Below are 23,750 nucleotides of genomic sequence, written 5' to 3'. Positions count from 1 at the left end.
ACCATGCAAAATACATTCAGAATATTGTTGCTTTTGGGATTCATTTTTACAGCCCATGCACAGCAGAAACCAGTTTTTCAAAAGCTGCGATATGATGATGATTTCACTTATCTAAAAGCCGATTCGACAAAAAATGGGTATGAGAAAATCAAATATATTCCGTTAGGAAAAAACGATAAATACCATGCTTCAATTGGTGGTGAAGCAAGACTTCAGTATACTTATACGGTTAACAATAAATGGGGAGACGAAGCTGATGACGATGGTTATTTACTTTCCCGTTATTTACTTCATACGAATATTCAATTAGGCGTTTTTAGAACCTTTGTCGAATTACAAAGCAGTTTAGCAAACGGAAAAACAGATCCAAGTCCTGTTGACGAAAATCAGTTAGATATTCATCAGGCTTTTCTGGATATTGATTTTATTCGAAAAGAAAACGAACAATTAACACTGCGTTCTGGAAGACAAGAAATCATGTATGGTTCACAGCGTTTAGTTGCAGTACGCGAAGGCCCTAATAGCCGACTAGCTTTTGATGCCTTAAAATTATTTTACAAAAAAGACAATTGGCAGTCAGATGTTTTTTTCACACATCCAATCGCTAATAAACAAGGTACTTTTAATGACCGTTTCAATGAAAATGCTAAATTCTGGGGAAATTACACCGTAATTCATAAAGTACCTTTTATACAGAATATTGATTTCTATTATTTAGGATTATGGAAAAGCCAATCTGTTTTTGATGATGCTGTAGGCGAAGAAAACAGACAATCCATCGGAACGCGAATATGGAAGAATAAAGGAAACTGGAAATATGATTTTGAAGGTGTTTATCAATTTGGAAAAATCAATCAAAAGACAATTACAGCTTGGACACTTTCTTCCTTCGCCTGTTATACTTTCGAAAACCTAAAATTTGAACCCGAAATCGGACTAAAAACAGAAATCATCTCTGGTGATAAAAATTCTGGTGATACTCGTTTACAAACCTTTAACCCGTTGTATCCAAGAGGTGCTTATTTTGGATTAGTAGCTTTAATTGGTCCATCCAACTTAATTGATGTTCATCCTTCCATTAATTTCAATCTATCTGAAAAATGGGGACTTGGAATAGATTACGATATTTTTTGGAGACAAACACTAAGTGACGGAATCTATGCGCCTAATATGCAACTTTTATATTCCGGAAAAGACACAACAGAACGTTTTATAGGTTCACAGTTAATTTCGAATGTAAACTACGACATGAATAATCATTTAGGATTTACACTTGAAACGGGTTGGTTTAATGCAGGTTCATTTTTAAAAGAAGTTGGAACAGGAAAAGATTATTTTTATGCAGCGTTGACAGCACAATTTAAATTTTAAATTTGTGTAATTCAAAGCATCAAAAATGGAAAAAACATACTCGGTTGTATTTTATTCTAAAGATCTGGTTGAGCCTGTTAAAAAAATGAAAAACTTTTTAAGAAGCAAAATCGATTGGTATAACAGCTGTAATTCGGAAGCACATATTACGATTTGTGAATTTACCATTGAAGAATCTCAACTCGATTCCATCAAACAAAAACTTTCAAAAATTTCAGATGTTTTTACACCTTTCGAGGTCTCTTTAAATCATTTTAGTTCTTTTCCAGCCAGCGGTGCATTTTTTATTGGTGTAACCGAAGATTCAGAAAAAAATCTTGTTCTAATAATGAAAAAGATTAATGAAACTTTGAAGTTTTTAAAACTAAAAAAAAGCGACAGTCCACACCTATCAATCGGCAGAAGACTAACTCCCGAAAACCTTAAAGTTGCTTCTGAACTTTTTACTACAATTGATTTGAACTTTTTATGTCATGAAATTGTTTTAAGAGAATTTGATCCGGTAAAAAAACAGTTTTTTGTAATGGATTCTTTTCCTTTTGGAAGTAATCCTGAACCTGAGTTTGTTCAAGGAAGCTTGTTTTAATTTTTTTTTAGCCACAAAGACGCTAAGGCGCAAAGATTTTTAAGTAATTTCTTAAAATACGAAAAAACTTAGTAAAAGATTGAAGCGAAATACAAATAAAATTGCACAACAATATAAAAAAACTTCGTGCCTTAGCGCCTTCGTGGCAAAAAACATTTTTTCGTATATTTGAATTTTACAATTCATCACGATATGAAATCCCTTGACTCCTTTTACCAAGACATCACCGAAGGTTCAACAGTAGAACCTACTTCCCTATTACCAAATGACATTCAGAAAGAAATCGGGCATTTTAATGTTTTTGATATTAAGGAGCTTTTGGAACGCATGAAAGGAAAACCTGGAATGCCTTATGACAGAAGAGCTTATTACAAAATCAGTTTAATTAGAGGAAAAAACAGAGCTGAATATGCCGATAAAGTAATCGACATTGAAAAACAGGGTTTGTTATTTGCAACACCAAAAATTCCGTATAATTATTTACCGCAGGACACCAATCAAGGTGGACAATTTTGCGTATTTACCAGCGAATTTTTATCTAAAAGCAAAAGTGGCATCAATTTGGACGAACTACCAATTTTTGCTTCAGACGGTTATCCTATTTTTCAATTATCAGATGAAGAAGTCGAAGAAGTCACTTTGATTTTCAAAAAGATACAAAAAGAAATTAATTCCGATTATATCTATAAATACGATTTGATCCGAAATTATGTTGCTGAGCTGATTCATTTCGGACAGAAATTACAGCCTATAACCGCTTTGTATTCTAAACATAATTCGGCTGCGAGAGTTTCTTCATTGTTTGCTGAATTATTAGAAAGACAATTCCCAATTGAATCACCGCATCAGCGATTAGAACTTCGAACTGCAAAAGATTTTGCGGAGAGATTATCCGTACACGTCAATCATTTAAACAAAGTCTTAAAAGAAAACACCGGAAAAACAACAACAGAGTTAATCAGCACGAGATTAACCAATGAAGCCAAAATACTTTTAAAGCAAACCGATTGGAATATTTCTGAAATCGCCTATTCACTTGGTTTTGAAGAATTAGCACATTTTTCTAACTTCTTCAAAAAACAAACTTCCTTGACGCCTTTGGCTTTTAGGAGCTAGGCTGTTTGGTTTCAGGTTTCACTGGAACTTTGTCAAAGTTTGAAACTTTGACAAAGTTTTACGTCACTCACATATTGGAATTTGGAATTTAAAAAATTGGAATTTAAAATCTCGTGATTTGAATTTCGCAAACATCGGTTTGATATTTACAAATCCCCACATCTGCTTTGCTCCTACCTTTGTCTCATCAAATTAAAAGAACGAAAAGATGAATTTATCAAACAACAAAATTTTAATAACCGGAGGTGCAAGCGGTATCGGACTTGGACTTACCGAACGATTTATTCAGGAAAACAATACCGTGATTATCTGCGGTAGAAGAGAATCGGTTTTAAACGATGTTAAGGCAAAATTCCCTTCCGTAATTACAAAAGTCTGTGACATATCTATTGAAACAGAACGTACAGCGCTTTACGAATGGATTTCTGAAAATCATCCTGATCTAAACGTATTAATCAACAACGCAGGAATTCAAAACTGGAAATCGATAACAGATGCTGATTTCTACGAAAGCATGAAAGCTGAAATCAATACTAATATTGAAGCACCTTTACATTTAACTTCCTTATTTATTCAGTTAAAATCTTTGACAGCGGTAATGAATGTAACTTCTGGACTGGCATTCTCTCCTTTTGCAAAAGTTCCAGTGTATTCGGCTACCAAAGCATTCTTTAGATCGTTTACGCTTTCATTGCGTCATTTATTAAAAGCTAAAAATATTGAAGTAATCGAAATCATTCCGCCGGCACTAAATACCGATTTAGGCGGAGTTGGTCTTCACGACGCGCATCCAAGCGTAAGCAGTTTTATCGAATCTATTTTCGAACAATTAAAAAAAGGAAGATCAGAACTTACTTTTGGAACCAGCGAAACGAGATTAAACGCAAGCGCAGAAGAGTTGAGGAATCATTTTAATGCAATGCATTCTTAATTCTTAATCATTAACTTTTAATTTTAAACACATAGAAACATAGTTTTGCTTTGTCTATAAAGGCGTTTTACTCACATAAATACACATAGGTTATGTGTTAGAAACAAGTTTCTTTCTATAATCTTTAATAGAGAACAAAAATCTATGTTTCTATGTGTTTAAAAAATAATCGTACTAAATGTCTTCGACTTCGCTCAGACTGACAACAAACAACAAACAACAAACAACAAACAACAAACAATAAACAATAAACATTAAACAACAAACTATAAACAACAAACATTAAATAATATGGCAGTAAATACAAAAATAGCTCTAGTTACAGGCGGTAGCAGAGGTTTAGGAAAAAATATGGCAACTGCGATTGCGAAAAAAGGAATTGATCTAATTATTACTTACAACAGCAAAAAAGAAGAAGCTGATTTGGTGGTAAAAGAAATCGAAAACTTAGGTCAAAAAGCGGTCGCATTACAATTAAATGTAGCTGAATCAGCAACATTTGATGCTTTTTTTGAAGAAGTAAAAACAACTCTAAAAAGTACTTTCAATACTGACAAATTCGACTTTTTGGTAAACAATGCGGGAATTGGTATTCATAATTCTTTCATTGGAACTACTGAAGCTGAATTTGATCAATTGACAAATATTCAGTTTAAAGGCCCATTTTTCTTAACACAAAAAGGATTAAACGTAATGAATGATGGTGGCGGAATTGTAAACATTTCAACTGGATTAGCCAGATTCTCTTTTCCTGGTTACGCTGCTTATGCTTCTATGAAAGGCGCAATGGAAACTTTGACTAAATATCAGGCAAAAGAATTAGGAGCCAGAAAAATCAGAGTGAATATTGTTGCTCCGGGAGCAATTGAAACTGATTTCGGTGGCGGAGTTGTTCGTGATAATGAGCAAATGAACCAGCAAATTGCTTCTGTAACCGCTTTAGGAAGAGTTGGTTTGCCAGACGATATTGGTGGTGTTGTTGCTTTCTTATGTACTGAAGATGCCCGTTGGATAAACGCTCAAAGAATTGAAGCTTCTGGTGGCATGATGCTTTAATTAAGTTATGGGTTAGAAGTTAAGAGTTAAGAGTTGTAAGTTAATCAACAACCCTTAACCCTTAACCCTTAACCCTTAACCCTTAACCCTTAACCCTTAACCCTTAACCCTTAACCCTTAACCCTTAACTTCCCCCAAAAAAAAACAAAACCCGATAAGCCATAAAAACTTATCGGGTTTGTCGTTTCAAATATAATTTGAATTAGTAAGCCGTTTTTATCTTATTCGGATCCTCTTGAGGAATTCACCATCCTGATCAAAAATTAAATTATAGGACTTTGAATCTTTAATTACTCCCACTTCAAAGCTCTTTATATTTGAATAATCAATTACAGAAAACACCTCTTTTACAGATTTAACCGAATAATTAGCTTTTAAATATGTCTGGATTTTTTTACCTAGTTTGATCGATGGCATCTGCACTTTACAAACTTTAAAAACTCCATTTTGATCATAATAAGCAAAAGCTATTGTTTTAGGAGCCTTAGTAAATTTTGCGATAAAAGTTAAATCATCATTTTTTTCACCGTATTCAATTTCCCAAACTGCTTTCTTCTTAGGATATTGTTTTTCAAAAGCATTAATCACATAATCCGGAGGAATCAGACTTGCTCCTTGGCCTATTATAAAATTACTGTAAATAAAAAACGCAAACAGAATGAATATTCTCATATTTAAAGTTTCAAAAATAAGCGCAAATCTATTAAAAACAAAGCATTTTCTTACATTTTTTTTTTAATTTTTTTCGATAATCACGTTAAAGCCACCATCTTTATCAAACTGAATATCATAAAATTTGTCCTCTTTTGTTATTCCAACTTCATAAGTGGTAATCTTATTATAATCTACTACAACAGCTATTTCGCGAATTGCCTTAGCTGGATAATTTTTCTTTAAATAAGCCTGCGCTTTAGCCGGTAACTGACTTAAGGGAATCTGTAGTTCATAAGCTTTCATATTTCCCAAATTATCATAGATTGCCAATGCTTTCGTTTTACTGTCCACATTGTATCGGGCTTCATAACGAACTTCATCATTATCATCTCCCACATATTCTTCAGCCCAAACCGGCACTTTTCCTGGATATTCTTTTTCAAAAGCAAGTCTCACCTGTTCTGGCGGTGTTATTACCTTTTTCATGTTTGTTCCTTCTTGGGCAATTAAAAAACTGCTGCATAAAAATGTAAAAATCAAAAACACGTTTTTCATGGTTTCATTTTTAAAATTAAACTTCAAACAACGTATTAAAAGTACTACTTTTTAATGAAGTACAAATGAAGGAAACAAAATTTTTGAGAACGTTTTTTAACACTAAAAATCAAATCATTAGATTAAGTTACAATCACAATTCTAACTTTTTCAATCTATCGGTTAATTCTCTTTTATAAGTGATTCCAATTGGAATTCTTTCATTTTTAATCACCACAAAATCTTTTTCTGTAGCATCAATTTTGTCCAATGCTACAATGTAAGATTTATGAATACGCATAAAATTCTTTTCCGGAAGGCATTTTTCAAATTCTGTTGTAGTAATCGAAGCCAAATATGTTCGTTTTGTTGTGTGGAGCTTAACATAATTTCCAAAGCTCTGAGCAAACAATAACTGTTCTAATTCTATTTCGATAAAATAACCGTCTACTTTTACACTTACAGCATTTATTGTCGCTTCTTCCACTTTCTTGACATTTTCCGTTGCAAAAAAGCGGTCAATTGCTTTTAAAAATCTTGGAAAATAAATGGGTTTTAAAAGATAATCAATTACGCCATAATCGTAGCTTTCGAGAGCAAATTCAGAATAAGCAGTTGTTAAAATAGTTTTAGGATGTGTCGGCAGGATTTTAAGCAGTTCCATACCTGAAATCTCAGGCATATTGATGTCCAAAAACATTAAATCGACTGGATTCTCTCTGAGATAATTCATCGCTTCAATGCCATTATATCCTTGAAAAACCAATTCTAACTGCGGATTCTGCTTTATATAATTAGCCAGAACATAATGCGCGGCGGGTTCGTCATCTACAATGATACACTTTTTGGTTTCTCTCATCCTACAAACTTTTTAAGTTGTATTTCCAAATCTACAATATAAGTCTGTCTATCGTCTTTTATATCTAATTTATAGTCTTTTCCATAGATTAAATTCAGACGTTCAATAGTATTTTTTAAACCAATTTTGGTAGAAACAACATCATTTTTCTTCGGAATTGAATTGGTCACATGAAGATGCAGCAATCCGTTTTCTACTGAAATTGTAATTTTCACAAAACACTTTTCAATAGCACAGGTTCCGTGTTTAAATGCATTTTCAATAAATGCAATTAATAGCATTGGAGAAATTTTATACGTGTATTCGTTATCAACTTTATTTTCAAAAGTAATATCGCATCTATAACCAACACGTTCCTTTTCCAACTGTACATAACTGTTTATAAACTCCAGTTCATCTTCTAAAGATACACATTGTTTGCTGTTGCTTTCCAATTGATAACGCATTAATTGCGAAACCTTCATAATTAAATCGGGCGTTCTATCTGGAAACTGCAGGCTGATTCCGTAAAGGGTATTAAAAGTATTAAACAAAAAATGCGGATTTAATTGTCCTTTCAATGAATTCAATTGCATTTGATTGAACAATAAAGCCGCATCGGTTTGTTTTCTGTGAATACGATAAAACTTAAAAACAATAATCGGACTAAGAATGCAGACCAAAGTTCCTAAAACACTCGCCAATTGGTACAAATAGCTTCTCTGGTGTGAGTTTTGGTACAAATTCCAGTTGGCAAACATATCCAGCATGGTAATTTCATACAAAATGACCGAAAAAAGAAAAACTCCAAAAAGCGTCAGGATAATATAAGTGAAAGGTTTATTGGCTTTGAATAAAATTGGAAGTAAAAAAAAGCGGTTAAATTGGGCATGCATGTAGAGAATGCAATAAAAAAATATCCCCATCAAAATAGAAACGAAGGAACTAAAGAGCATCCAGTCATTCTTAAGGGTATAAATTGTAAATGAAAAAAGGACAACGGCAACCTCCTGCCACCATTTGTTATCCAATATGTTATCAATCTTTTTGTTCATTCTTAATTGTGAAATAGTTTACAAAGTACGAACAAATATTTAATTATTTTTTTCAAAAAATGACCAATTCAATTCGTCATTTACTAGTGCAGTACATCACTTAACATGACTTTTATCAGGACAAGAGAAATAAATTTGTTTCATCAAAAACATTTTATATCACACCTTGAGTTTATGTATTTCAAAAAAATTACCATTTTATTTTTATTGATTTTTGCCTCAATTGGTTATTCTCAAACCCTGTCTTTAAAAGAAGCAGTAAAAACTGGGCTTGAAAACTACGGTTCAATCCGAGCAAAAAACAATTACTCCAATGCATCAAAGGAAACTCTCAAACAATCTCGTCGTGATTATCTGCCAAACTTGAATTTATCAGCACAGCAGGATTACGGAACTGTAAACGGACAAAACGGACCGCTTTACGGATTTGGAGGTTTAGGAGTTGCTTCATCAGGTTTGCCTCTTCCGCAACAAAACTGGAATTCGGCATTTGGTGCACTTTATTTAGTCAACATGAACTGGGATTTTTTCACTTTCGGAAAAACACAGGAAAAAATCAATTTATCTAAAATTGATGTTCAGGCTAAAGAAAAAGATTTAGCACAGGAAAAATTCCAGCAGGAAATCAAAATTTCGGCTGCTTATTTAAATTTATTGGCAAGCCAAAGACTATTGATTTCACAGCAAAAGAACCTAGACCGCGCAGAAGTTTTCAAAAAGACAGCTGTTGCGAGAGTTAAAAACGGATTATTGGCCGGAGTCGATTCTACATTGGCTACAGCCGAAGTTTCTAAAGCTAAAATCGCTTTAAACCTTGCTAAGAATTTCGTTAAAGAACAAAACAATAAATTAGTGGATCTAATGGGCGTTCCACCGCAGGATTTTGTTACCGATACGCTTTTTGTAACTCAGATTCCAAAAGAATTGGTTACCAAAGAAACGGCTACAGACAGTCTTCACCCTTTATTGCAGTTTTATAAAACGAAAATCGATTACAGTAATCAGCAGGTTAAATTGTATAAAAGATTTTATTATCCAACCATGAGTGCTTTTGGTGTTTTGCAAACCAGAGCTTCAGGATTTGATTCGTCTTATGCTACAGACCAGACTGCCTTTACCAGAAATTACTGGGATGGCGTAAATCCGGATCGTACCAATTATTTAATTGGAATTGGAATTACATGGAATTTAACCACGCCTTTTAGAGCAAACAAACAAGTTACGGCTCAGAAATTTGTTTCTCAGGGATTACAGGAAGAATACAATCAAGCGGATAGAGAATTAAAATCGCAATTGAATTTTGCCGAAGATAAAATCAAAATTACTTTGGAGAATTATGCCGAAGCACCTATTCAAGTTGATGCAGCTAAAAGAGCTTACCTTCAAAAATCGACTTTATACAAAAACGGTTTAACCGATTTAACCGATTTAACACAAACGATGTATGTTTTAAACCGCGCCGAAATCGACCGTGATATTGTCAACAACAATGTATGGCAGTCGTTTTTACTGAAAGTTGCTGCGACTGGTAATTTTGACTTATTTATAAATGAATTTTAACTATAGATCCAAATGAATTTAATACGTTTTGCACTCCGCAAACCCATCTCCATTTTAGTATTGGTTGCGGGTCTATTTTTCTTCGGAATCGGTGCCATCAAAGACATTAAGGTAGATATTTTACCAAAAATGAATTTGCCGGTTATCTATATTGCGCATCCGTTTGGAGGGTATACACCAGACCAGATGGAAGCTTACTTTGCCAAAAACTACGTAAATGTTTTACCTTTTTCTAACGGTATCAAATCCGTAGAAACCAAAAATATTCAGGGGTTAATGATTATGAAATTAACCTATTATGAAGGAACCAACATGGCTCAGGCAGCTGCCGAGTTAAGTGCGCTTTCAAACAGAATCCAAGCAGCTTTTCCTCCGGGAACACAGCCTCCGTTTATCATTCGTTTTGACGCCTCTTCACTTCCAATCGGGCAATTGGTTTTAAGCAGTAAAGTACGTTCTAATAACGAATTACAGGATTTAGCCAACGTGTATGTTCGTGCTTCGTTTACTGCAATTCCCGGTTTATTATCTCCGGCTCCCTTTGGCGGAAGCCCAAGAACTATTGAGGTTAACGTAGATCCGGATTTACTGCGTTCACATAATATGACACCGGATCAGATTGTAGAAGCGATTCGTTTGAACAACCAAACGGCTCCTTCTGGAAATATGAGAATGGGCGATATCAATTATATTACGCCAACTAACAATACCATTAAAGAAGTTAAAGATTTTGAGCAGATTCCAATTTTCAAAGGCGGTGTTCAAAACTTAAAATTAGGTGACGTGGCAACCGTAAAAGACGGTGCCGATATTACAGCGGGTTATGCTTTGGTAAACGGAAAACGTTCGGTTTACATTAGTATTGCAAAAGCGGGAGATGCTTCGACTTGGGATGTGGTTCAGAAATTGAAAAAAGAACTTCCTAAAATTCAGAGTACTTTACCGGAAGACGTGAAATTATCGTATGAATTTGACCAGTCGGTTTATGTAATCAACTCTGTTAAAAGTTTGATTACAGAAGGAATTATCGGTGCGGTTCTAACAGGATTAATGGTTTTATTATTCTTAGGCGACCGTCGTGCGGCTTTGATTGTAATTATGACGATTCCAATTTCGGTTATTTCTGGAGTTTTATTCCTGAAATTATTCGGACAGACGATCAACTTAATGTCATTATCAGGATTGGCTTTGGCTATTGGTATTCTGGTGGACGAAAGTACCGTAACCATCGAAAACATTCACCAGCATCTTGATATGGGAAAACCAAAAGCGCTTGCTATTTGGGATGCCTGTCAGGAAATTGCTTTGCCTAAATTATTAATCTTACTTTGTATTTTGGCTGTATTTGCGCCAGCGTTTACCATGGTGGGTATTCCGGGAGCTTTGTTTTTGCCGCTGGCTTTAGCAATTGGATTTTCAATGGTAATTTCATTCCTACTTTCGCAGACATTCGTTCCTGTAATGGCAAACTGGATGATGAAAGGACATGCCAAACACGAACATGGCCCTGAAATTACAGATGACGAAGCAGAATTTAACGATTGTGGTTTAACACCAGAATCCGAACAAAATCTGATTACGCAGAAAAAAGGATATGTAGAAAGAGAAGATACCAATCTAGATGGAAAAGTAAGCGGTTTTGAGCGTTTCAAAATACGTTTCATGCGAACTTTAGACCGTTTATTTGTGCATAAAAAAATTACGACTGTTGTCTATTTGGTTTCAGCTATATCTTTAGCGGTTTTATTAATTAATTTTATTGGAAAAGACGTATTCCCAAAAACCAATTCCAGTCAATTTCAACTGAGAATGCGTGCTCCTGACGGAACGCGTCTGGAAAGAACAGAAGAACAAGCCATTATTGTTTTAAAAGAACTGGAAAAAATGGTAGGTAAAGAACATATCGGAATTTCATCTGTATATGTGGGTCAGCACCCGTCTTTATTCTCCATCAACCCAATTTACCTTTTCATGGCAGGTTCTCACGAAGCGGTATTTCAGGTGAGTTTAAAAGACATTCATTTGGATATGGATGACTTTAAAGATGACTTTAGAGCAAGGCTTAAAAAAGTATTGCCGGACACGAAACTATCTTTTGAGCCAATCGAATTAACGGATAAAGTGTTAAGCCAAGGTTCTCCTACTCCAATCGAAATTCGAGTAGCAGGAAAAGATAAAAAACGTAACGAATTGTACGCTACTCAAATCGTAGAAAAACTAAAAGCGATTTCGTATTTCAGAGACGTGCAGATTGGTCAGCCAATTCATTATCCGGCTATGAATATTGATATTGACAGAACCCGTGCTGCCGAATTGGGAGTGGATATGAATGATATTTCACGTTCGCTTGTAGCTTCAACTTCATCTTCTCGTTACACCGAAAAAAATACGTGGGTTGATGAAAGAGCGGGATTATCATACAACGTTCAGGTACAAGTGCCTTTGAACAAAATGAAAAGCAAAACCGATCTTGGAGAAATTCCAGTTCTTAGAAACTCTATTCGTCCTGTTTTAAGTGACGTTGCTAAAATTACGCCAACTTACGTAAGTGGTGAAAATGACAATTTAGGAGCCATGCCATACATTACGGTTACGGCCAACATTAACCAGACCGATTTAGGAACGGCTACAAAAGATGTTGGCAAAACGATTAGTTCATTAGGCGAGTTGCCTCGTGGTTTGTTCATAACGCCTATTGGATTAAGTACTGTACTGACAGAAACATTAAGCAGTTTACAATCTGGATTATTGGTTGCTATATTTGTAATCTTCTTAATGTTGGCTGCTAATTTCCAGTCGTTCAAAGTTTCGCTGGTTATTTTAACAACCGTTCCTGCAGTAGTTTTAGGAGCCTTATTAATGCTTACGATTACAGGTTCTACGCTTAACTTACAATCGTATATGGGAATCATCATGTCGGTTGGGGTTTCGATTGCCAATGCCGTTTTATTGGTTACGAATGCCGAACAGCTTCGAAAAATAAACGGAAACGCCTTAGAATCTGCCAGAGAAGCAGCGGCACTGCGTCTTCGTCCAATTATCATGACTTCGGTTGCGATGATTGCGGGTATGTTGCCAATGGCAATTGGACACGGCGAAGGAGGCGATCAGGTTTCTCCGTTAGGAAGAGCGGTTATCGGCGGATTATTATTTTCTACTTTTGCCGTATTATTAATCCTTCCGCAGATATTTGCGTGGGCACAAGAAAAAACAACGACACAATCTGTTTCTTTAGATCCTGAAGACGAAGAAAGTATCCATTATATCTCATCCATAAGTAAGTCGAAAGCTGGAAAGTAACCTATTTGGGTAATTATTTTTTAACACATAGAAACAATAGATTTTAGTTCCAAATGAAAAAAGGTAAAAGAAAAAACAAGTTTTAACACATAGCTATGTTTATTTTAAAAAAAGTGAAACGCCTTCTATACACAAAGAAAAACTATGTTTCTATGTGTTTAAAAAAAATACACGCAACGGATTAAAACATATTCATTATATAAAACCAAAAAATGAACACTAAAATTATAAAATATAGCCCGCTGTTTGTAGCAGCATTATTTTTCCTAAACAGCTGTAATTCTAAAAAAGAAGAAGTGACTGCACCGGAAATTCAGCCAAAGGTTGAGACATTCCTTTTAGAAAAAGAAAAACTAACGACGGAACTGCGTTTACCAGCCGAATTAACAGGTTTCCAGCAAGTGGATTTATACGCAAAAGTGAGCAGTTTCGTCAAAACTTTAAAAGTTGATATTGGTTCCAAAGTAAAAAAAGGACAGCTTTTAATTGTTTTGGAAGCACCGGAAATCAGTTCGCAATTGGCGGCAGCCGAATCGAGATTAAAATCGATGGAAGCGATTTATGCCACCAGCAAAAGCACGTACAACCGTTTGTACGAAACGAGCAAGGTTGAAGGAACAATTTCTAAAAACGACTTAGAAATGGCAAGCGGCAAAAAGAACTCTAATTACGCACAATATCAGGCAGCAATTGCAGCACACAAAGAAATCTCAATTATGAGAGGTTATCTTGAAATCCGTGCTCCTTTTGACGGCGTTGTAGCAGCTAGAAATGTGAATTTAGGAACATTTGTTGGCCCGGCAGGAAAAGGATCTGATTTGCCATTGTTAACGATTCAGGAGCAAAGCAAATTGCGTCTGGCGGTTTCGGTTCCAGAATTGTATACTGGTTATTTACATCCAGGCGACGAAATGACTTTTAATGTAAAATCGCTTCCTGATAATTTCAAAGCTAAAATTACCAGAATGTCTGGCGCATTAGATTTAAAACTGCGTTCTGAAAGAGTCGAAATGGACGTTTACAACACCAAAGGAAACTTATTGCCAGGAATGGTTGCCGAAGTTTTATTACCACTTAACGCGAAAGACAGCACGTTTGTAGTACCAAAATCGGCAGTGGTGAGTTCTGCAGAAGGTTTGTTTGTGATTAAAGTGGTAAACAAAAAAGCAACCCGAGTAGACATTAAAAAAGGAAGAGAAATCGACGATAAAATCGAAATATTTGGCGACTTAACCCCAAAAGACAAATTGGTTAAAATTGCCAGCGAAGAAACTAAGGAAGGCGATATCATAAACGAATAACCTGCGTTTGTCTTCATTTTAGTGATTACCAAAAACTGTACGCATTCTTAGGAATGCAAATTTTTAAATTTGCCTAAACAGCTCTCATTAATTTGAGGGCTGTTTTTTTTTGATTTTTTTATTCATTTGCAAAATCAATTAATACAGATTCTCAAGCTTCTAAATGTTTTAGTTTGTAAAAAATACGTGTGATTTTTTAGTTTGAAGATGTTGAAATTACTGAAATCCGTAAATGATTGTAGTTAAAATTGTATATTTTTGAATCAAATAATTATTGATTGTTATAAATCAAAATTAAATATTAGATAGTCGTTTATAGAAAAGTTATTTAAACAACTGAAAACTAAAAAATCAATCAAATCAAAAAGAAATGGGCATAAGACTAAAAACGATTCGAATAAAAGGATTCAGAGGCTTTAAAAATATAGAAGTAGATTTCCAAAATACAACAGTACTCGTTGGAACAAATAATGCTGGAAAAACTACTCTTCTTAAAGCATTGCAAGTTGTTTTAACAAACTCTCATTTCATTACAAATGATGATTTTTTTTACTATGAAGACCATATCGATGATAGCATAATTATTGATTTATTATTTGTTCCAATTGACGAAGAAAATAGTATAATAGATGAATTTTCTGAAGAGTGGAGTGATGTTTTTAAAGCTGAGAGAATTGGAATTTTGTCAACAGGAGAACAAATATTAGCATTTAGAACTCTAATAAAAGAATATAATAAAACTTTTAAAAAACAACAATTTTATATTGACGAATGGGAAGAATTTGAAGATGAAGATGGTAATTATTGGTATGATATCGAATATGATAATGAACAAAATTACTACTTTGAAGAAATTCCTTTTTTTTATCTTGAAGCGAATCGAGATATCTTAGAAGATATAAAATCGAAATCTTCTTATCTTGGCAGAATACTTTCTTCTCTTGAATTCTCAGAATCTGATAAAGCAAAAATAGAAACACTTATATCACAATTGAATTCTACCACAATTCAAAGTTCGGAAGTGTTAACAGAATTGCAAAGCACATTAGAAGAACTTGACACTGCAATGGACAATCCTAATAATTCTGTACAATTAACACCGTTTACTAAAAAAATAAGAGATTTAAATAAAGGTATTAGAATAAATTATTCTGAATTTTCAATGGATTATCATGGAATGGGAACTCGAAGCTGGTCGTCTCTTTTAGTTTTAAAATCATTTTTAAATCTTAACTCTAAAATTTATGATGATAATGAAAGACCATATTTTCCAATTTTGGCTATTGAAGAACCTGAATCCCATTTACATCCGAACGCACAAAAGAAAATATATTCACAAATTAATGAAATAGTTGGACAAAAAATTATTTCTACACATTCAAATTACATTGCATCAAATGCAAAACTTGAAGAGATAGTTTCAATTTCTAAAAGCCTAGATTTTGTAAGTATTGGAAAACTTTTACCAGGATTTGATCCTGAAGAAATTCGACAAATATGTAGACAAGTAATTAATACACGTGGAGAAATGTATTTTTCCAAATTAGTTGTTCTTTTTGAAGGGGAAACTGAAGAGCAAGTTCTTCCATTATTAATAAAAAAACATTTTGGTATTGATTTTATTAACCTAGGTATTAATTTTATAGGTGTTGGCGGATTTACTAAGTATTTACCATTTATTAGATTTTGTGAATCATTTAATATTGAATATCTAATTTTTAGTGATAATGAACAAAATGTAAACGAAGATGTACTTAGACAAATATCTAAATCTCAAAAAAATGATTCCTCAAAAGTAGTTTTTGTAAGTCCTAATAATGATTTTGAAAAAGAATTATGTGATCAAGGATATATTGACGAAGTTAAAAGTGCTTATTACAAAATGGAATTGGAAAAGTGCGCTAATGATCGACATAGAGCAGCTAAACAAATAGAATTAAATAAAATACCTGATTCTGATTACTACGAAATTATAACCAAAATGAAAACTCAATTTGCTCCTTTAATTGCAGAAGAATTATTAACATCTCAAAAACCACTGCCACCAAAAATCATAGAACTATTTGATAAAATTTCTAATATTTTAAATCTATAAAAATGAATAAAATTAATTTATCACAAAAGCAATCAGAAATTGTAGATTTAAATACAGGATCTTTTTTAATTGAAGCTAGTGCTGGAAGTGGAAAGACGAGAGTACTGACTGAAAGAGTAAAAAAACTTTTAGAAAATAATTCATCTAAAATTTTAGCAATTACATTTACAAATAAAGCAAGCGAAGAATTAAAAGAAAGAATAGATTTAGATAAACATAAAAACAAAAATATTTTTATTGGAACTTTTCATTCATTTTGTCAAACAATTTTAGAAGCAAGATTTAAATTATTAGGTTTTCCTAGAATGCCTCAAATATTTGAAGATGAAAATGACAGAATAGAAATTGTAGAAGAAGCGCTTAAATCAATTCCAGCTTTTACAGAATTCTACAATAATTTAGATTCAAAAGAAAAACCAATTTATAAATCAAAAGTCTTATCATTTATTTCTTCAGTTAAACGTGAACTAGCAGAACCAGAGGATTTGATTACAGATGAAGGTGATGAACATTTTCTATTCCTATATAATGAATATCAAGATATTTTAAAATCAAATAATGCAGTAGATTTTGATGATCTAATACTTTTAGTTTATAAACTTTTTGCAAACAATGAAGCTGTTCAAAATTTATATTCTAAATCCTATAATCATATTTTTATAGATGAGGGACAAGATTTAAATAAAGCACAATATTATTTACTAAAATCTCTTTGTGGAAATCAAATTAAAAATGTAATGATAGTTGGAGATCCCAATCAATCTATATATGGCTTTAATGGATCAACTCCAAAATACATGAGAACATTTTTTATTGAAGATTTTAACGCAAAGAAAATTAATTTAGAAGAAAATTATAGATGCTCGAAAAAAGTTATCGATGCAGCGAATAAATTAATGAATCTTAAAGTAGAAGCGGTAAACTACGTAATTGAAGGTAAATTCGAAATTTATAAAGCTAAAAATGAAAAAGATGAAGGGAATTTTGTTGTAGAAAATATTAAAAATCTCATTAATTTAAAAGAACACAATGATATTGAAGGTTTAATTGATTATAATTCAATAGCAATTTTAGGTCGTAATAAATTTGTTTTTAAGTACATTGAAGACGAACTACAGAAAAACAATATTCCATACTATTTTAAATCTGGAAACATTGGAATTAAATTTCAGACTACTTTTATGAAATTATTTGATAATTATTTTAGAATAAAAATTAATCCATCAGATAAATTGCATGCAAAAAGATTAAAAAAATTATTAAAAATTGAAGATTTTGAAGATGAAGTATTAATAACAAAATCCAAATATCCATACTTTTTAGTAATTCAAAAGATAATTCAAAATCTTAATGAAGATAATTTTAAAAAATCATTAAATAAAGTTATAGAAGAAATAAAAGATTTTACTTTTTTTAGCGATGATGAGAAACTCGAAATATATAACGAAGTAGAAGAACTCAAAAATTTATGGATAGAATATTCATACAATAATATAAAGCCTAATCTTATAGGATTTAAAAATACAATCTCATTAGGTATTTTAAAAAAAGACTCGAAACAAGAAGGCATTTGTTTAAGCACAGTCCATACAATGAAAGGACAAGAATCTGAAATTGTCTTTTTAATAGGCTTAGATGATGGAACATTTCCTTATTATTTAGCAATACAGAATGGTGAAGAAGATTTATTACAAGAAAAAAACAATTTATATGTCGCATTCACTCGTGCTAAAAGGTTCTTATTTATTTCATATCCTTCAATAAGAATTATGCCTTGGGGAGATGCAAAAATGAGATCAATTTCTAGATTCTTAAAAATTTTCAATAAGTAAGTTTTTATTCTAAACAAAAAACCTCGATCTTAAAAAAATCGAGGTTTTTTCATTTTACAAACTCTACTCCCTACTCAAATAAGGATTCAAAATCTCCGCCAATTCATTGAGCCAATAATAATTGTCTTCAAAATTGGTTAGTCCAATTTGGAGGGTTTCGTGTTGTCGCATTACGCCGAGAGCTAAAATGCAATTTACTTGAGTTCACAGTATAAGGCGCAGTTTGTCATTTCGACGTAAGGAGACTCGAGCGATAGCGAACAGACGAAGTAAATCACAATAGAAACTCCGCAAAGTATGTCACCAATCTTTGTCGATATACGCGTGTGATTTCTACCTTCGGTCGAAATGACAAAGTGGACTTATCCCAATCGCGTAGATATATCTCCACAACGATAACGCAGATTTGCAATCCGTGTCCGCAAAGTAAGGAATACATAGATTTCTAAAAACAAAAAACCTCGATTTTTTTAAGATCGAGGTTTTTCCATTTCACAAACTCTACTCCCTACTCAAATAAGGATTCAAAATCTCCGCCAATTCATTGAGCCAATAATAATTGTCTTCAAAATTAGTTAGTCCAATTTAGAGGGTTTCGTGTTGTCGCATTACGCCGAGAGCTAAAATGCAGTTTACTTGTCTTAGTATTTTAGTCCTATCTTCGGGAGCGATGCTATGGTTAAAAAAAACAATCAGCCTGTTTGAAAGTCTAGATAAGAACCGGATCAAAAGATTTAAAATGTTCTAAAGACAATCTATTAAAACTTGAGATACACTAAATACCCCACTTGAAATTCACCATATCCATTGGTTTCCCAATCAGATGTATTTGTATAACGATACCTAAAGAAAAACTTATTATCCCCTTTTGGCGAAGGTGCATAGTAAGTCCCCAGTTCAAAACGATGTAACCATTTTGATGTAAGCTTTTGCTCGTTCACAAAATCATTTTCTGAACTTACAGTATAAAACTCTTCATTATTAGGTACAATGGTCTTAAAAGGTCTGAATCTCAAATAAGCACCAAAACGTTCTTCGGGTCTAATTCTTAAAATAAAATCTGGATATGCTCTTATCAAATTAACGTTTTTATCAAATCGCTTGGTTACATCGGTTGCCAATGTATCTACTACATTTACTCTTCCATAATGTATACCCGCATTCAACTCAATACGTGCTTTGAGTAATGGAAAATCGAAGGAAGCTATATTCAAGTCAGCACCTACGGAAGTGTTTTCATACTTAATCATGTCTAAAAAAGTGACATATCTATCTGGACGATACTCATTATTCACATAACGATCTGCATATTTGACCTGTAATTGCCTGTTTTCATCACCTATTTTAGCCCAGGTTAGATTAAAATTGATATAATTAACGAGACCTAAATTAGAACTTCTTCCAACCCCCAAAACCATTCTTTTTGTCCAAAGTGGAATATTTTTTTCAACTTCAAATTGTAGCAATCCATTCGGATTTCCTTCCTTCAGGCCTAAAAAATCACTATAGATATTAAGGCTTAATATTTTTGATGAGGTTTCCTTTTTCAATTCAACTGCATTGCTTCTGGCAAAATCGTCAGATGGTAAACTTACCACTTGATCTTTGGGACTAAAGTCTAAACGGTCATTTTGATGTCTTTGAACATATAGTGTTATAACATTCGTTACAGGCAAAGAGAATATTTTTTCAGCCCCTTCAAAAGCGTATAAGTTATATTTATGTAAATCTGCAAAATCTGACTTTGAGCTAAACCCTATTGGAAATTCATTTTCAAATTTTAATTCTTTACCTATAATATTGTTGAAAATTTCCTTCACCATACGTTCATTATAGAAATTTTCTAGCATTTCTTTTAGTGTGGATTCAGTTCCTTCTGGAATTTGACAAACCTTTCTAATAAGGCTTTCATCGATAACCGGAAGCTTTACTTTTCCTAATGCTGTCATATGTTCAATAAAACCATCATTGATATCTACTTCAATAGACTCTATCTCAAAATTCCACAAAGGAAATTTTTTCATTTCATCTTTTTCTAAAGAAATGCAGTAATCAATTTCATTCTGCTTTATCTTAATTAATGCATTTTGTCCTTTTATTTTCTCTTCCTCTTTACTTTTAACTAGATTTAAAGAAGCTATTTCATTCTTTTTTTCGGTAATATTTTTATCAAATTTGGCAATATCAATTAAACTTTTACTTTTTTGATCATTTATCAAAGTATTGATACGATTTTCAATATTTTTTTTTTCTAGTTTATAACTAACTAAATCACCCTCTAATAAGGCCAACTCTTGTTTTATTTTATTTATTTTAATGGAATCAGTTGTTTTACTTTCTTCTGTTTTTAAATTTTTATTATACAAATCGATTTTTTGCTCAATTTGTGCAATTAAAGTACTATTTTCCTTTTCTTCAGATCTAGAAAGAATCAAATTATCTTTAAATTCCTTTAATTCCTTAAGTTTTAATTCATCACTTTCTAAAGTTTGTTTAAGAGCTTTTATCAAATTTTCTATATCTGTTTTTGATGCTTTAAGGAGATCAAGTTCTTTATTTAACTTGATTAATTGTGTCTTATTTAATACATAATCACTAAATATTTCTCCCTTAATTAATCCTTCTAATTCATAAACATTATAAAGTTCTTTTAATTTTTTTTCTGCATAATGTTTGAACTTTACTTTTGCTTTATAGGTATTAGGTCCTTTCGTATTTTCATAAAAATCCTTAAATAATTGAAGAGACTTAGGATCTTCACATACTTTTTCAATTAATTTAAATGGTTCTTTCTTACAATTTGCATCTGCATCATAAATAATATGTTTTCTTAAATGTTTTGCACTCTTAAGAAAATATAAATCAGCATTTTGCCCTTCTATATTCTTTTTTGCAATTGTAGTGTTTAATGTATACTTCAAAACACCTGCGACAGGCTCTGTATCATACACAAAAGCAGTAATAACTAATGCGTTAAAAAATTGATAAATGTTTCTGACATCCTGAACTGCAATTTTCTGTTTTTGAGAGGTGGGGTTATCACTTAAATTCGTGATACGCTTTTTTATAATTTCATAGGTATTTTCAGCATCATTCTCTTTCGGTTTAATACTATTAATTGCATCAGTAAGATGTTTTCCAAAAGAGACTTCGGTAAAAGGGAACACCTGGAAACTTATTTCTTTATCGTCGTTGTTAATCAAGACCTCATCTTTAGCGTTTTTTAATGTAAATGTTAAGTTATTTACTGAACTGGCAGCTGCATAAATCATAATCGTTTCTGTTTTATCATTATCTGGATCTGTAACAGAATAATTATAGGGCTGTATTTGTTTTTGGGCATGTAAGCCTAATACTGTAAAGAGAAAAAGAAAATGTAGTTTTAGTTTCATAAAATCAGTTTTGGTGAGTTAGATTAAATTGTAGTATGCGCTCATTACTTTCTTCAGTAAATGATACTTTACCAGATAAGTTTGTTCCATTTAAATTTAAAAGGTCACTGGTAATATTTACTATTGGCGATAGATTGGTGCCATCTCTTTTCAGAATTTTACCAGAAATCATATTTCCTGTGTTAATATTTCCTTGTAAAACCACTATATTATCCTCATCATTTTCTTCAACAAAAAACATAAATTTTCCCTGATAATCTATATATCCTGTACAAGTAAGGCTTTTAAAAAATTCATTATCATCGTTGTAAATATTTAGTTCCCCTTTATAAAATCCGTTTAGTTTGTGGTCAGAAATAGCATCATTAAAATTTAAAATCGATGCTACAACATTATTGTCTGAAAACAACAGGTTTGTCTGTTCCATTTGAATTTCGGCCTGGCTTTCATTTTTGCTTAAACTTAAAATATCACCTCTCTCAATAAAGGAGAGATTATGATAGTTTTTTTCATTTTTATTGAATGCTAGAACAATAAATTCTCCTGAAATATCGGAGTCACCTATATTCTTTAAAACCAAACTATTATTATAAGGAATAATAGAGCGACTGTTTATTGATTGTTGAGAAAAATCAAAGCTTATTCTATTGGGAATAGTGTAAGAGTATTTTTTTGGTGTTAATTCAGGCTCTAAATACGTATCATTTTGACAAGAACTAAAAAAAACAAATAACGATAGAAAAAATACATTAAGATACAGGTAACTTTTACTCATAAATTGATTAATTAAGGTTAGTAATAAATAACTTTTCCAATATTGGAATTATAAATAGCTATTATTTAGTTGATGTAAACAGAAATAAATTCAAAAAAACAACAATTTTTAACACTATATCTTAAAAAAATGAAATCTTAACTAATAATTTGAGATTGTAGACAATACAAGATTGCAACGAACAGCGGGATTGAATATGTAATCAAAATTATAAGAAATGAATCAATCTGACATAAGTATTTATACCTGATTTTTAGTGTTTTAGTTACATTTTACTTACGCAACACATTAGGCAAAGTCTAAAGTAAGTAGGTCAAGAAACATTTTATAAAAACTAAAACTAACATCTGGTAAATAATATCTACAACCGAAACGAATAGTGCTTGGAGAAACCTAATGATAGTAAGAATTTGAAATCCGCGCCCACAAAGCAAGGAACACATAGATTTCTAAAAACAAAAAACCTCGATCCTAAAAAATCTAGGTTTTTCCATTCTATAACCCTACCCCTCACTCAAATAAGGATTCAAAATCTCCGCCAATTCATTGAGCCAATAATAATTGTCTTCAAAATTGGTTAGTCCTATTTGGAGGGTTTCGTGTTGTCGCATTACGCCGAGAGCTAAAATGTAATTTACTTGAGTTTACAGTATAAGGCGCAGTTTGTCATTTCGACGTAAGGAGACTCGAGCGATAGCGAACAGACGAAGTAAATCACACTAGAAACTCCACAAAGTATGTCGCCAATCTTTGCCGATATACGTGTGTGATTTTTCCCTTCGGTCGAAATGACAAATTACATAAAATATGTATATTCTTACAAAAAAAATAAAATGCTAAATACTCAAATTGGCTATCACAGTTACTACGTTTACATCATAACAAATGAACATCGCTCTTCTTTTTATATTGGTGTTACTAATAACTTAAGAAAAAGACTTGCAAAACATAAAGAAAACATAGATTTAAACATCAGTAGTTTTGTAGCAAAATATAATATTCAGTTCTTAGTTTACTATGAAAAATTTACTTGGATACAGGAAGCAATTACACGAGAAAAAGAATTGAAAAAATGGCGAAGAGATAAAAAAATTGAATTAATAAAGAATTTTAATGAAACTTTTTAATTTCTAAATTATCATTTTGAATAGAAGCTTAAATGTATCTCATAATTTTTGTTGCATCTGTAATTGTCATTTCGACCAGAGGGAGAAATCACACTAGAAACTCCGCAAAGCATGTCGTCAATCTTTGGCGATATACGTGTGTGATTTCTCCTTTCAGTCGAAATGACAAACTGTGCGCAATGAAACATTCATAAACAGGACGCTCGCACATCTGCATTTTTTAAACT

At 32.4% G+C, this 23,750-nt stretch carries 17 protein-coding genes; 11 read left to right on the top strand and 6 right to left on the bottom strand.

Features of this window, described 5'->3' with window-relative positions; translation table 11 throughout:
- The first annotated feature begins 3 nt into the window (after positions 1-3).
- The 5 genes from BM289_RS11475 to BM289_RS11455 all read left to right on the top strand — a co-directional run bounded on the left by BM289_RS11475 (position 4) and on the right by BM289_RS11455 (position 5,060).
- Complete coding sequence (locus BM289_RS11475) at positions 4-1,371, top strand: alginate export family protein (RefSeq protein WP_091493317.1); 1,368 nt, start codon at positions 4-6, stop codon at positions 1,369-1,371.
- A 25-nt stretch (positions 1,372-1,396) separates the two neighbouring features.
- Positions 1,397-1,957, top strand: a complete 561-nt coding sequence (locus BM289_RS11470; RefSeq protein ID WP_091493314.1) for a 2'-5' RNA ligase family protein — start codon at positions 1,397-1,399, stop codon at positions 1,955-1,957.
- Between the two features lie 192 nt (positions 1,958-2,149).
- A complete protein-coding gene (locus tag BM289_RS11465; RefSeq protein WP_091493311.1) occupies positions 2,150-3,073 on the top strand; it encodes a helix-turn-helix domain-containing protein in 924 nt (307 codons plus the stop codon).
- A 208-nt stretch (positions 3,074-3,281) separates the two neighbouring features.
- Positions 3,282-4,004: an SDR family oxidoreductase gene (locus BM289_RS11460; RefSeq protein ID WP_091493309.1), complete on the top strand. Its 723-nt coding sequence runs from the start codon at positions 3,282-3,284 to the stop codon at positions 4,002-4,004.
- A gap of 291 nt (positions 4,005-4,295) precedes the next feature.
- Complete coding sequence (locus tag BM289_RS11455; protein WP_091493306.1) at positions 4,296-5,060, top strand: SDR family oxidoreductase; 765 nt, start codon at positions 4,296-4,298, stop codon at positions 5,058-5,060.
- Between the two features lie 216 nt (positions 5,061-5,276).
- Here the strand turns inward: BM289_RS11455 and BM289_RS11450 are convergent, their stop codons facing one another.
- The 4 genes from BM289_RS11450 to BM289_RS11435 form a co-directional block, all read right to left on the bottom strand.
- Complete coding sequence (locus tag BM289_RS11450) at positions 5,277-5,732, bottom strand: hypothetical protein (protein WP_091493303.1); 456 nt, start codon at positions 5,730-5,732, stop codon at positions 5,277-5,279.
- A gap of 63 nt (positions 5,733-5,795) precedes the next feature.
- Complete coding sequence (locus BM289_RS11445; RefSeq protein WP_091493301.1) at positions 5,796-6,269, bottom strand: PepSY-like domain-containing protein; 474 nt, start codon at positions 6,267-6,269, stop codon at positions 5,796-5,798.
- 133 nt (positions 6,270-6,402) lie between these two features.
- The gene (locus tag BM289_RS11440) at positions 6,403-7,107 is read right to left on the bottom strand and encodes a LytR/AlgR family response regulator transcription factor (RefSeq protein WP_091493297.1); all 705 of its coding nucleotides are present in this window, start codon (positions 7,105-7,107) and stop codon (positions 6,403-6,405) included.
- Complete coding sequence (locus BM289_RS11435; RefSeq protein WP_091493292.1) at positions 7,104-8,141, bottom strand: sensor histidine kinase; 1,038 nt, start codon at positions 8,139-8,141, stop codon at positions 7,104-7,106. The genes BM289_RS11440 and BM289_RS11435 overlap by 4 nt, the downstream gene beginning before the upstream one ends.
- 174 nt (positions 8,142-8,315) lie before the next feature.
- Here BM289_RS11435 and BM289_RS11430 point away from each other — a divergent pair, with 174 nt between their 5' ends.
- The 5 genes from BM289_RS11430 to BM289_RS11410 all read left to right on the top strand — a co-directional run bounded on the left by BM289_RS11430 (position 8,316) and on the right by BM289_RS11410 (position 18,229).
- On the top strand, positions 8,316-9,701 hold the full coding sequence (locus tag BM289_RS11430) for a TolC family protein (protein WP_091493290.1): 1,386 nt from the start codon (positions 8,316-8,318) through the stop codon (positions 9,699-9,701).
- 12 nt (positions 9,702-9,713) lie between these two features.
- Complete coding sequence (locus BM289_RS11425) at positions 9,714-13,001, top strand: efflux RND transporter permease subunit (protein ID WP_091493287.1); 3,288 nt, start codon at positions 9,714-9,716, stop codon at positions 12,999-13,001.
- A 212-nt stretch (positions 13,002-13,213) separates the two neighbouring features.
- Positions 13,214-14,302, top strand: a complete 1,089-nt coding sequence (locus tag BM289_RS11420; RefSeq protein WP_091493283.1) for an efflux RND transporter periplasmic adaptor subunit — start codon at positions 13,214-13,216, stop codon at positions 14,300-14,302.
- A 370-nt stretch (positions 14,303-14,672) separates the two neighbouring features.
- On the top strand, positions 14,673-16,397 hold the full coding sequence (locus BM289_RS11415) for an ATP-dependent nuclease (protein ID WP_091493282.1): 1,725 nt from the start codon (positions 14,673-14,675) through the stop codon (positions 16,395-16,397).
- A gap of 2 nt (positions 16,398-16,399) precedes the next feature.
- On the top strand, positions 16,400-18,229 hold the full coding sequence (locus BM289_RS11410) for an ATP-dependent helicase (protein WP_091493280.1): 1,830 nt from the start codon (positions 16,400-16,402) through the stop codon (positions 18,227-18,229).
- 758 nt (positions 18,230-18,987) lie between these two features.
- On the opposite strand, the gene BM289_RS11400 is transcribed toward BM289_RS11410, so the two are convergent.
- Both BM289_RS11400 and BM289_RS11395 read right to left on the bottom strand, forming a co-directional pair.
- Positions 18,988-21,621 carry a hypothetical protein gene (locus tag BM289_RS11400; RefSeq protein ID WP_091493279.1) on the bottom strand — a complete coding sequence of 878 codons (2,634 nt, stop codon included), beginning with the start codon at positions 21,619-21,621 and terminating at the stop codon, positions 18,988-18,990.
- Positions 21,622-21,625: 4 nt separating this feature from the next.
- Positions 21,626-22,396: a hypothetical protein gene (locus BM289_RS11395; protein WP_091493277.1), complete on the bottom strand. Its 771-nt coding sequence runs from the start codon at positions 22,394-22,396 to the stop codon at positions 21,626-21,628.
- An 833-nt stretch (positions 22,397-23,229) separates the two neighbouring features.
- On the opposite strand from BM289_RS11395, the gene BM289_RS11390 reads away from it, so the two are divergent.
- On the top strand, positions 23,230-23,523 hold the full coding sequence (locus BM289_RS11390) for a GIY-YIG nuclease family protein (protein ID WP_091493415.1): 294 nt from the start codon (positions 23,230-23,232) through the stop codon (positions 23,521-23,523).
- Positions 23,524-23,750: the final 227 nt, after the last annotated feature.

The sequence above is a fragment of the Flavobacterium phragmitis genome (genome assembly GCF_900112575.1).
Classification (GTDB): domain Bacteria; phylum Bacteroidota; class Bacteroidia; order Flavobacteriales; family Flavobacteriaceae; genus Flavobacterium; species Flavobacterium phragmitis.
Note: the sequence above shows the minus strand (reverse complement) of the source record. Positions and strands in the feature narration are given on the sequence as shown.